9 protein-coding genes are annotated in these 11,842 nt (G+C 70.9%); 2 read left to right on the top strand and 7 right to left on the bottom strand.

The genetic code is table 11. The features are described 5' to 3' along the window. Window positions 1–541: hypothetical protein (locus tag G5C62_RS21995; protein ID WP_164702685.1), on the top strand; the 541-nt coding region annotated here is incomplete at its 5' end. A gap of 51 nt (window positions 542–592) precedes the next feature. On the opposite strand, the gene araA is transcribed toward G5C62_RS21995, so the two are convergent. The 7 genes from araA to chvE form a co-directional block, all read right to left on the bottom strand. Beyond that, window positions 593–2,116, bottom strand: a complete 1,524-nt coding sequence (araA, locus tag G5C62_RS21990; protein WP_164702684.1) for an L-arabinose isomerase — start codon at window positions 2,114–2,116, stop codon at window positions 593–595. Beyond that, window positions 2,113–2,796, bottom strand: coding sequence for an L-ribulose-5-phosphate 4-epimerase (locus G5C62_RS21985; protein ID WP_164702683.1), 684 nt, complete (start codon window positions 2,794–2,796; stop codon window positions 2,113–2,115). Before G5C62_RS21985 ends, araA begins: the two co-directional genes overlap by 4 nt. Further along, window positions 2,793–4,457: a xylulokinase gene (locus tag G5C62_RS21980; protein WP_164702682.1), complete on the bottom strand. Its 1,665-nt coding sequence runs from the start codon at window positions 4,455–4,457 to the stop codon at window positions 2,793–2,795. The genes G5C62_RS21985 and G5C62_RS21980 overlap by 4 nt, the downstream gene beginning before the upstream one ends. A 103-nt stretch (window positions 4,458–4,560) precedes the next feature. Then, the gene (locus tag G5C62_RS21975; protein WP_164702681.1) at window positions 4,561–5,595 is read right to left on the bottom strand and encodes a LacI family DNA-binding transcriptional regulator; all 1,035 of its coding nucleotides are present in this window, start codon (window positions 5,593–5,595) and stop codon (window positions 4,561–4,563) included. 93 nt (window positions 5,596–5,688) lie between these two features. Then, complete coding sequence (gene mmsB / locus G5C62_RS21970; protein WP_164702680.1) at window positions 5,689–6,942, bottom strand: multiple monosaccharide ABC transporter permease; 1,254 nt, start codon at window positions 6,940–6,942, stop codon at window positions 5,689–5,691. Continuing rightward, window positions 6,939–8,477 carry a multiple monosaccharide ABC transporter ATP-binding protein gene (gene mmsA, locus G5C62_RS21965; protein ID WP_036335385.1) on the bottom strand — a complete coding sequence of 513 codons (1,539 nt, stop codon included), beginning with the start codon at window positions 8,475–8,477 and terminating at the stop codon, window positions 6,939–6,941. Before mmsA ends, mmsB begins: the two co-directional genes overlap by 4 nt. 167 nt (window positions 8,478–8,644) lie before the next feature. Next, complete coding sequence (chvE, locus tag G5C62_RS21960) at window positions 8,645–9,796, bottom strand: multiple monosaccharide ABC transporter substrate-binding protein (RefSeq protein ID WP_206330784.1); 1,152 nt, start codon at window positions 9,794–9,796, stop codon at window positions 8,645–8,647. Window positions 9,797–10,064: 268 nt separating this feature from the next. Here chvE and G5C62_RS21955 point away from each other — a divergent pair, with 268 nt between their 5' ends. Further along, window positions 10,065–11,681 (top strand): long-chain fatty acid--CoA ligase, encoded by a 1,617-nt coding sequence (locus tag G5C62_RS21955; RefSeq protein ID WP_164702678.1) that lies wholly within the window; start codon window positions 10,065–10,067, stop codon window positions 11,679–11,681. Window positions 11,682–11,842 lie beyond the last annotated feature (161 nt).

Raw genomic sequence — 11,842 nt, 5'->3', positions numbered from 1 at the left:
CCGGGTGGTCGGCGCCCTGCCGTCGTCCCTGGCGTTCCCCTCGCCCACCGAGTGGGACCGGTGGCTGCCGGAGCCCAAGCCGTACCCGGGCCGGGACACCGCGGACGACCTCTCCACCTGCCCGGTGCTGTCCGACGGCCTCTCCGCTGCGCTGGGGCCCCGGATGAGCTACTGGACCGGCACGCTGCCCGGCGCATGCACCTGGGCGCCGGTACCGCTGCTGCACGACACCATCGACTACCCGTTCACGGTGCGCGTCGGCTTCCTGGGCGACGGGACGACGCCCGCCGACGTCGCCCGCGATGCGTTCGACTGGGTGCCCCAGGGCGATCCGACCCCCTGCCCCCGGGCCGACGTCGCCGACGGCGGCGTGCTGATCCGGTGCAGCTCGGTCGACCAGGCGTCGTTCCAGCTGGCCGTCCCCGACGCCCGCGGCAAGGGCACCTGGGTGCTCGACGCCACGGCCGACCAGGACGGCGAGGTCACCGCCGCCGAGGCGTTCACCGCGCTGCTCGACGGCGTCGCCCGGAACTACAGGTGAGACGACGACGCCCCGCCCGCAGAACCGGGCGGGGCGTCGTGCGTCAGGCGCTCAGAGGCGCTGGTTGAGCCGGTGGTAGGCCGCGCTCCAGCGCAGCTCCTTGGCCAGGCTGCGCCGGGTGGTGTCGGCGTCGATGAGCACCAGCTCGGTGTCGAACACCTCGGCCAGGTCGGTCAGCTCGTCGGCCCCCAGCTGGGTGGACAGCACCGTGTGGTGCGGCCCGCCGGCGGTCAGCCAGCCCTCGGTCGCCGTCTCGAAGTCCGGCCGGGGCTCCCAGACCGCCCGGGCGACCGGGAGGTTCGGCAGCGGCTCGGACGGCTCGACGACGTCGATCTCGTTGGCCACCCAGCGGAACCGGTCGCCCAGGTCGCACCAGCCCACCGTGATGCCGGCGGCGGGGGCGGCGGTGAACACCAGCCGCGCCGGGTCCTCGCGGCCGCCGATGCCGAGTGGGTGCACCTCCAGCCGCGGCTTGTCCCCGGCGATCGTCGGGCACACCTCGAGCATGTGGGCACCGAGGATCTTCGGGGTCTCCGAGGCCAGGTCGTAGGTGTAGTCCTCCATGAAGGACGTACCGCCGGGCAGTCCCTGGGCGGCGACCTTGAGCACCCGCAGCAGGGCGGAGGTCTTCCAGTCGCCCTCGCCGCCGAAGCCGTAGCCGTCGGCCATCAGCCGCTGCACGGCCAGGCCGGGGAGCTGGCGCAGGCCACCGAGGTCCTCGAAGTTGGTGGTGAACGCACCGAAGCCGCCCTCGGTGAGGAACTGGCGCAGCGCCACCTCGATCCTGGCCTGGTAGCGGACGCTGTCGTGCCGCTCGCCACCCGGGCGCAGGTCGGCGTCCATCTCGTACAGGTCGCCGTACTCGGCGATGACCGCGTCGACGGCGGAGTCGCCCACGCGCTCGACCACCTCGACCAGGTCGTTGACGCCCCAGGTGTTCACCGACATGCCGAAGCGGATCTCCGCCTCGACCTTGTCGCCCTCGGTGACCGCGACGTTCCGCATGTTGTCGCCGAACCGGGCCAGCTTGAGGCCGCGGGCGGCGGCCGCACCGGCGGCGGCACGGGCCCAGGAACCGACCCGGGCCTGCACCCGCGGGTTGCTCGCGTGGCCGGAGACGGTGGTGCGCGGCGTGCGCAGCCGGGTGAGCATGAAGCCGTACTCGCGGTCGCCGTGGGCGGCCTGGTTCAGGTTCATGAAGTCCATGTCGATCGTCGCCCACGGGAGGGCGGCGTCGGCCTGGGTGTGCAGGTGCAGCAGCGGCTTGCGCAGCGCGTCCAGCCCCGTGATCCACATCTTCGCCGGGGAGAAGGTGTGCATCCAGGTGATGACGCCGAGGCAGTTCGGGTCCTCGTTCGCCTCGCCCATCATCTTCCGGATCGCACCGGCGTCGGTGAGCACCGGCTTCCAGACCACCCGGACCGGGACGGCGTCGGCGCCGTCCAGCGTCGCGGCGACCCGCTGCGACTGCTCGGCGACCTGCTGGAGGGTCTCCTCGCCGTACAGCCCCTGGCTGCCGGTGAGGAACCAGATCTCCGAACCCTCGAATGCCACCTGCTGCTCCTTCGTGCTCATCGTTGTCCGTAGACGTTCTGGTAGCGCGCGTACAGCGAGTCGATGTCCGCCTGCGCGATCGGCTTGGGCTCACCCAGCTGGCGGGAGAGGTGCACGGTGCGGGCGACGTCCTCGGTCATGACGGCGGCCTTGACGGCGGCCTTGGCCGAGGGGCCGATCGTGAAGACGCCGTGGTTCTTCATCAGCACCGTCGGCGAGCGGTGCCCCTGCAGGGTCTCGACGATGCCCTGGCCGATGGAGTCGTCGCCGATCAGCGCGAACGGCCCGACCGGGATGGGCCCGCCGAACTCGTCGGCCATCGCCGTGAGCACGCAGGGGATCTCCTCGTGCCGGGCCGCCCAGGCCGCGGCGTAGGTGCTGTGCGTGTGCACCTGGCCGTTGACCTCGGGCATGTTCCGGTAGACGTAGGCGTGCGCCGCCGTGTCGCTGGAGGGGGCCCGGACGCCGTCGACGGCGTTGCCGTCGAGGTCGCAGACGGTGATGCCCTCCCAGGTCAGCTGGTCGTACTCGACGCCGCTGCCCTTGATGACGAACAGGTCCTCGCCGGGCACCCGCTCGGACACGTTGCCCGAGGTCCAGGTGACCAGCTCGTAGCGGGTCAGGTAGGTGTGCAGGTGGGCGACGTGCTCGCGCTGGGCGCGCAGCGTCCCCTGCTCGGTGCGGGTCGGGGTGGTGGTCATGCCGGCTGCTCCTCGGTCTCGGCGGCAGAGGTGGTCTCGGTCTGCGGTGCGGCCGGCCGATGGCCGACGTCCACGTGGTCCACGGCGGCCCGCTGCACCGGGAGTGCGGCGACGTACCGCTGCATGAACGCCTCGAAGCCCGCGACGTCCGTGGGGTCGGGGTCGGCGGTCGTCAGGCTCGCGTCGGTGAAGACCTCGGCGTCCAGGTAGTCCGCGAGCTCCTGCTCCGGCGAGCGCCCGGCGGCGAAGGCGGCCAGGACGGCGATCCCCCAGGCGCCGCCCTCCGCGGCGACGTCCCCGACGGAGACCGGGGTGTCGATGGCGGCAGCCAGGAAGCGCTGCGCCACACCCTCGGTCTTGAACAGGCCGCCGTGCGCGAACATCCGGTCGAGCCGTACGCCCTCGGTCTTCTGCAGGACGTCCATGCCGATCTTCAGCGTGGCCAGGGAGGCGAACAGGTGCGTCCGCATGAAGGTGCCGAGGTCGAACCGGCTGTCCGGGGACCGCAGGAAGAGCGGGCGGCCCTCCTCGAAGTCGGTGATCGGCTCACCGGAGAGGTAGTTGTAGGCGAGCATCCCGCCGCAGTCGCTCGCGCCGCCCAGGGCGGCGGTGAAGAGGGTCTGGAAGACGGTCGAGGAGTCGACGTCGGCACCCAGCGCGCGAGCGAACTCGGCGAACAGCCCGGCCCAGGCATCCAGCTCACTGGCGCCGTTGTTGCAGTGCACCATCGCCACCGGGTCACCGGCCGGCGTGGTGACCAGGTCCAGTTCGCGGTGCACCTGGGCGAGCTCCCGCTCGAGCACGACCATCGCGAAGATCGACGTGCCGGCGGAGACGTTGCCGGTCCGCGGGGCGACCGAGTTGGTGGCGACCATCCCGGTGCCCGCGTCCCCCTCCGGCGGACAGACGGGGGCGCCGGGGCGCAGCCGCCCGCTCGGGTCGAGCAGCCGCGCGCCCGCCTCGGTGAGCGTGCCGGCCGGCTGGCCGGCGCGGGCGATGCCGGGCAGCAGCCCGGCGAGGCTCAGCTCGACCCCGGCCTCGGCGGCCAGCTGGTCGAACCGGGTCAGCATCGTGGTGTCGTAGCCCCCGGCGGAGTCGATCGGGAACATGCCGCTGGCGTCCCCGATGCCGAGCACCTTCTCGCCGGTGAGCTGCCAGTGCACGTACCCGGCCAGGGTGGTCAGGTGGTCGAGCCGGCCGACGTGCTCCTCGTGGTCCAGGATCGCCTGGTAGAGGTGCGCGACGCTCCACCGGTGCGGGATGTTGCACCCGAACTCCGCGCTGAGCCGCTCGGCTGCCCGGCCGGTGTTCGTGTTGCGCCAGGTGCGGAACGGCGTGAGCAGCTCGCCCTCGGCGTCGAACGCCAGGTAGCCGTGCATCATCGCGGAGACGCCGAGCGCGCCGACCCCGGAGAGCTCGACCCCGTGGCGCCGCCGTACGTCCTCGGCGAGGGCCGAGACGCTCTGCTGCACCCCGGCCCAGACGGCGTCCAGCGAGTACGTCCAGAGCCGGTCCACGAACTGGTTCTCCCAGTCGTGGCTGCCGACGGCGAGGGGGGCGTGGTCCGGCCCGATCAGCACCGCCTTGATCCGGGTCGATCCGAACTCGATCCCCAAGGCCGTGCGACCCGAGGTGATCGCCGTGCCGGCGTCCATCGTCATGTCAGGAGCCCCTTCCGCCCACCGTGACGGGCCTGGTCCCAGCGAACCGGTTCGCCGCGGGACGCGGCACCGGATGGATTGTTAGCGTTAACAACGAGCTCCGTCAAACCGTCTGCCGGGCCGGTCCGGTGGACCGCCGCACGACCAGCTGGGGCAGGACCGGTTGGGACTCCAGCGGCTCCCCGCGCAGCCGGGCGAGCACGAGCTCGACCCCGCGGCGGCCCAGCTCGGCGAAGTCCTGCCGCACCGTGGTGAGCGGCGGGGTGAAGTACGCGCACTCGGGCACGTCGTCGAAGCCGACGACGCTGACGTCGTCCGGTACCGACAGCCCCGCGTCGGCCAGGGCGCTGAGCAGGCCCAGCGCCATCTGGTCGTTGGCGACGAAGACGGCGGTGACGTCGTCCTGCCCGGCGCGCACCCGGGCGGCCAGCTCGCGGCCGGCCGCGTGCCCCGAGCAGGGCCACCAGTCACCGTGCAGGGGCTCCGGGACCGGTGCGCCGGCGTCCTCCAGTGCGCGGCGCCAGCCGACCATCCGCCCGCGGGCCTCCAGCGAGTCCGGCGGCCCGGTGACGTGGTGCACGGTGCGGTGCCCGAGCTCGAGCAGGTGACGGGTGGCCAGCTCAGCCCCCACCTCCTGGGCGACCCACACGGTGGGCCGGGACGAGTCCCGGCCCACCTGCACCGCGATCAGCGGTACCGGCGCCTCGAACCGCCGCAGCGCCTCGACCGCCTGGCCGTAGGTGGACAGCGCGACCACCGCATCGACGGACTGCGCCACGAAGCGGTCGACCGCCTCGCGCATCGCCGCCTCGCTGTCGTCGTCGAGGATGGCGACCCCGAGGGAGTAGCCGGCCGCCCGGGCGGCCTTCTCCAGCCCGAGCAGCGTCTGCGCCGGTCCGTACTGGTTGATGTGCGAGGTCACCAGGCCGAACGAGCGGGTGGACCCGGTGACCAGGGCGCGGGCCGCCGTGTTCGGCCGGTAGCCGAGCTCGGTGATCGCCCGCTGCACCCGTTCCCGGGTCGCCGGGGCCACGTTCGGGTGCCCGTTGACGACCCGGGACACCGTCTGGTGCGAGACACCGGCGTGCACGGCGACATCGGACAGTGCCGATGCGCGCGGCGCTCCATCGGGCAGCACGGTTCCCCCTTCAGCAGAGGGCGGCGCCGATGCCGTCCTCGAGGTGAGGACGGCGCCGGTGCCGCCCTCGACTTGGTGGCTCCGCGACCTACGTCAGCGGGACGCTCCGGCGCGCCGCTTGTTGTAGACGTCGAAGGCGACGGCCAGCAGCAGCACGAGGCCCTTGACCACCGACTGGATCGACTGGTCGACGCCCAGGAGCGACATGCCGTTGCTCATGACGGCCATGATCAGACCGCCCACCATGGCCCCGACCACGGTGCCGACACCGCCGGTCACCGCCGCACCGCCGATGAAGGCAGCGGCGATGGCGTCCAGCTCGAACATCTCCCCCGCCGCCGGCTGGGCGCCGTTCGAGCGGGAGGAGTAGATGATCCCGGCCACCGCGGACAGGAAGCCCATGTTGACGAAGATCCAGAAGTTGACGGCCCGCACCTTGACGCCGGACAGCGTCGCCGCCGAGAGGTTGCCGCCGATCGCGTAGACCTGACGCCCGAACACGGTGTTCTTGGTGATCAGGCCGTAGGCGATGGCCAGCACACCCAGGATGATCAGCACGATGGGCAGGCCGCGGGCGTTGGCCAGCTGCCAGGCGAAGGCCATCACGACCACGCCGACGGCGATGACCTTGGCGATGAACAGCGCCATCGACTCGACCGGCTGCCCGTAGCGGACCCGGGCGGCGCGGGAGCGCCAGCCGCTGATCGCGTAGCCGGCCACCGCCACCCCGCCGATCAGCAGGGTGAAGGCGTCGTAGCCGTAGCCGCCGAGCAGGCCGTTGAGGAACCCGCTGGCCACCTCGCGGTACTCCGCCGGGAACGGGGACAGCGAGACGTTGTCCAGCACCTGGAGCGTCAGCCCGCGGAACAGCAGCATGCCGGCGAGGGTGACGATGAACGCCGGGATGCCGACGTAGGCGACCCAGAACCCGTGCCAGGCGCCGACGGCCAGGCCGACGGCGATCGCGGCCAGGGCACCGGCCCACCACGGCCACCCCTGCTGGATGACCAGCACGGCGGAGACGGCACCGGTGAGCGCGACCACCGACCCCACGGAGAGGTCGATGTGCCCGGCGATGATCACGATGACCATGCCGATGGCCAGCACCAGGATGTAGGAGTACTGCAGGACCAGGTTGGTGATGTTGCCGGCGCTGAGCAGAGTGCCGTCGGTCAGGAACGCGAAGAGGGCGACGATCGCCACGAAGGCGACGTAGATGCCACTGGTCCGCAGGTTGCTGCGGAGGAGCTCGCGCATGCTGCCCGAACCGCTCTGCCCGGCCGGCGTGGGCGTGAAGTCCGCGTTCGGCGGGGTCTGACCCTCCTGCGGAGGAACGGTCTTGGTCATGCTGCGAGCTCCCTCTCCTTGGTCATGAGTGCCATCAGGCTCTCCTGGGTGGCCTCACGCACCGGCACCTCACCGGTGATCCGGCCGGCGGACAGCGTGTACACGCGGTCGCAGGTGCCGAGCAGCTCGGGCAGCTCGGACGAGATGACCACGACGGCCTTCCCGGCCGCCACGAGGTCGTTGATGATCGTGTAGATCTCGTACTTGGCGCCCACGTCGATGCCACGGGTGGGCTCGTCGAGGATGAGCACGTCCGGGTCCGTGTAGAGCCACTTGGACAGGACGACCTTCTGCTGGTTGCCGCCGGAGAGCTTGCCCACGATCGACGAGACGCTGGGCGCCTTGATGTTCATGCTCTTCCGGCTGGCCTCGGCGACCTTGGTCTCCTCGTTGCTGTTCACCCAGCCACGGCGGGACAGCTTGCCGAGGCCGGCGGCGGAGATGTTCCGCCGGATGTCCTCGATCAGGTTGAGGCCGTACTTCTTGCGGTCCTCGGTCGCGTACGCGATGCCGTTGTCGATCGCCTCGGTGACGTTGCGGGTCTTCACCTCCTTGCCGTGCATGAAGACCTTGCCGGAGACCAGCCGGCCGTAGGAGCGGCCGAAGATGCTCATCGCGAGCTCGGTGCGCCCGGCGCCCATCAGCCCGGCGATCCCGACGACCTCACCGGCGCGCACCGAGAAGTCGGCGTGGTCGACCACCAGACGCTCCTGGGTCGGGTGCTTGACCGTCCAGTCCTCGACGCGGAGGACCTCCTCGCCCGGGTGCGACTCGCGCTCGGGGTAGTAGGACTCCAGGTCGCGGCCGACCATGCCGCGGATGATCCGGTCCTGGGTGACCTCGCCGGCGTGCAGGCTCAGCGTCTCGACGGTCTTCCCGTCCCGGATGATCGTCACGTTGTCGGCGATCGCGGTGATCTCGTTCAGCTTGTGCGAGATGATGATCGAGGTGATCCCGCGATCCTGGAGCTTGCGGATCAGACCGAGCAGGTGCGCGGAGTCGGTGTCGTTCAACGCTGCAGTGGGCTCGTCGAGGATGAGCAGCTTCACGTCCTTGGAGAGCGCCTTCGCGATCTCCACGAGCTGCTGCTTGCCGACGCCGAGCTGCCCGACGGGGGTGATCGCGTTCTCGTGCAGGCCCACGGACTCGAGCAGCTCGCTGGCCTCGGCGTTGACCTTGTGCCAGTTGATCAGGCCGCCGCGGCCGCGGCGCTCGTTGCCCAGGAAGATGTTCTCCGCGATCGACAGGTAGGGCACCAGCGCGAGCTCCTGGTGGATGATCGCGATCCCCACGTGCTCGCTGTCGCGGATGCCGGAGAACCGGCAGACGTCGCCGTCGAAGACGATCTCACCGTCGTAGCTGCCGGCCGGGTAGACGCCGGAGAGCACCTTCATCAGCGTGGACTTGCCCGCGCCGTTCTCACCGCAGATCGCGTGGACCTCACCGCGTCGCACGGTCAGCGAGACGTCCTCCAGCGCCTTGACGCCGGGGAAGGTCTTGGTGATGGAGCGCATCTCCAGGATGTTGTCGTCCATGGACTCCGTCGTCCTCGTCGTTCACAAGGGATGGGTGGGCTGAGTGTCGACCACTCGGGGTGTGCGCCTGCGGACACCCCGTCCGCCGGCGTCCGGCCGGAGGTGGGGTGGAGCCGGCCGGGTCCGGCAGCATGCTGCCGGACCCGGCCGGGACTGGGGGACGGACGTCAGTCCGTCTGACCTGCGGCGACCTCTTCGGCCGTGTAGTAGCCGGAGTCGATCAGGACCGACTGGATGTCGTCCTGGTAGACCGTCTCGATCGGGAGCAGGTAGGACGGGACGACCTTGACACCGTTGTCGTAGGTCTCGGTGTCGTTGGCCTCCGGCTCCTCGCCCTCGAGGTAGGCCGTGGCGGCGGCGACGGCCTGCTCGGCCAGCAGCCGGGTGTCCTTGAAGACCGTGGAGTCCTGGACGTTGTCGGCGATCAGCTTGACCGACGCGATCTCGGCGTCCTGACCGGTGATCACCGGCATCGGCTTGGGCTGCGCGTCCTGCGTCGGGCCGTACCCGGCGTTCTGCAGGGCGGTGATGATGCCGCGGGAGATGCCGTCGTAGGGCGAGAGGACCCCGTTGACGACCGAGCCGTCGTTGTAGCTGGAGGTGAGCAGGTCCTCCATGCGCCGCTGGGCGGTCTCCTGCGACCAGCGGAGCGTGGCGGCCTGCTCGATGCTCGTCTGGCCGGACTTGACGACGAGCGTGCCGTTGTCGATGTAGGGCTGCAGGACCGACATGGCGCCGTCGAAGAAGAAGCCGGCGTTGTTGTCGTCCAGCGAGCCGGCGAACAGCTCGACGTTGAACGGCCCGGTGGCCCCGGTCGGGTTGCCCTCTTCGTCGGTGATGCCGAGGCCGGTCAGCAGGGCGGTGCCCTGCGCGACGCCGACCTTGAAGTTGTCGAAGCTGACGTAGAAGTCGACGTTCTCGGTCTCCCGGATCAGCCGGTCGTAGCTGATCACCGGGATGTCCTGGTCGGCCGCGTTCTGCAGCTGTGCGCTGAGCGCGGTGCCGTCGATCGCCGCGACGATCAGTGCGTCGACGCCCTGGGCGATCATCTGGTCGATCTGCTGTGACTGGGTCGGGATGTCGTCACCGGCGTACAGCAGCTCGACCTGGTACCCGGCCCCCTCGAGCTGGTCCTCGACGTTGGCGCCGTCGGCGATCCAGCGCTCGGAGGTCTCGGTCGGCATCGAGACGCCGATCGTGAGGTCCTCAGGAGCTGCGTTCTCGGTGTCGTTGGTGCTGCCGGCGCCCTCGCCACCACATGCGCTGAGGGTGAGCGCCAGCGAGGCGCCCAGGGCGGTCAGTCCGAGCTTCTTGTTCACTGCCACATCTCTCCTTCGAGACATCTGCCCCCTGATTGGCGCAGGCCCGCCGCTGCGGGCTGAGACAGTGTGAGCGCTAACAACCCCGGTCCGTCAAGCCCGTCACCCGAACTGGATCGTCACGGTCGCGTAACGGGCCGTTCACCCCGCATCCGGCCTGCTCCGAGGCGATGGCGGCCCCCCTGTCCGGGGGGGGGTGGGCCGGCGCGTCGTCGGCGGGCGGCGTCCACGGGTAGAACGTGAGCTCGGTCACTGGCACCATGCGGCCATGCGTGGGCTGATGCAGGACGTCCCCCTGACCATCGACACGATCTTCCGGCACGCCGAGCAGCACCACGGCGCCGTCCCGATCGTCACGAACAACCCCAGCGGCAAGGTGCGCACCACCTACGCCGAGTGGGCCGACCGCACCCGCCGGCTGGGCGGGGTGCTGGACACCCTGGGGATCAGCGCCGACGGCCGGGTCGGCACGTTCGCCTGGAACTCGGCCCGCCACCTGGAGCTGTACTTCGCCGCCCCCTGCACCGGGCGGGTGCTGCACACGCTCAACGTGCGCCTGTTCCCCGAGCAGCTGACCTACATCGCCAACCACGCCGAGGACGAGGTCGTCTTCGTCGACCGCACCGTGCTGCCCCTGCTGTGGCCGCTGATCGACACGATGACGACCGTCCGGCACGTGGTGGTGATGGACGACGGCGGCGACAACGAGGTGCCCGACGACCCGCGGGTGCTCGACTACGAGACGCTCCTGGCCGACGCGCAGCCGGTCGAGTTCACCACCACGGACGAGAACGCAGCCGCCTCCATGTGCTACACCAGCGGCACGACGGGCAACCCGAAGGGCGTCGTCTACAGCCACCGGTCGACGGTGCTGCACACGATGGCCGTGGTCTCCCCCAACGGCTTCGGCATCGGCGTCGAGGACGTCGCGATGCCGATCGTGCCGATGTTCCACGCCAACGCCTGGGGGATCGCGCACGCCGCCCCCGCGTCCGGTGCGGCGATGGTCTTCCCCGGCGCGATGATGCAGCCGCAGGCGCTGGCCGACCTGATCATCGACGAGGGCGTCACCTTCACCGCGGGGGTGCCGACGATCTTCCAGGGCGCGCTGCCGCACCTGGCCGGCCGCACCCACCGGCTGCGGAAGATCGGCTGCGGCGGCTCCGCCGTGCCCAAGGCGCTGTCGGAGGCCTACCGCGAGCAGGTCGGCCTCCCGCTGTACCAGGCGTGGGGCATGACGGAGACGCACCCGGTCGCCTCCGGCGGCACGCTGTCGGCTCGCTGGGCGGACGCCGACGAGGGCACCAAGGCCGAACGGCGAGCCCGGGCCGGCCTGCCGCTGTTCGGCGTGCAGGCCCGGATCGTCGACGCGGACACCCTGGAGGAGCAGCCCTGGGACGACAAGGCCACCGGTGAGCTCCAGGTCCGCGGCCCGTGGTGCGCGAAGGACTACTACCGGCCCGACGCCGGGGTGGAGCTGACCACCCCGGACGGCTGGATGAAGACCGGCGACGTCGCCGCGCTCGACGAGGACGGCAACATCCGGATCGCCGACCGCACCAAGGACCTGATCAAGTCCGGGGGTGAGTGGATCTCCTCGGTCGACCTGGAGAACGCGATCATGAGCCACCCGGCGGTGAAGGAGGCCGCCGTCGTCGGCATCCCGCACCCGAAGTGGGACGAGCGGCCGCTCGCCTGCGTCGTCGTCAGGGAGGGCGAGACCGTGACCGGCCAGGAGATCATCGACCACATCACCCCGCTGGTGGCCAAGTGGTGGCTGCCCGAGGCGGTCGAGTTCATCGACGAGGTGCCCAAGACCAGCGTCGGCAAGTTCTCCAAGAAGGACCTGCGCTCACGCTTCGCCGACTACCCGGTCAACGACTGAGGGGCCGAAGTCGCGACTTCGGCCCCTCGGGTCGTGGCCGCTCAGACGACGTAGGGCGGGCGGCCGGTCTCGCTCACCATGGGCCGGCCGGCCGCGTCCCACTCGCCCATCCCGCCACCGACGTTCACCGCGTCGTAGCCGTTCTGGTTGAGCCAGGCGGT

The organism is Modestobacter sp. KNN46-3 (assembly GCF_011039295.1).
Note: the sequence above shows the minus strand (reverse complement) of the source record. Positions and strands in the feature narration are given on the sequence as shown.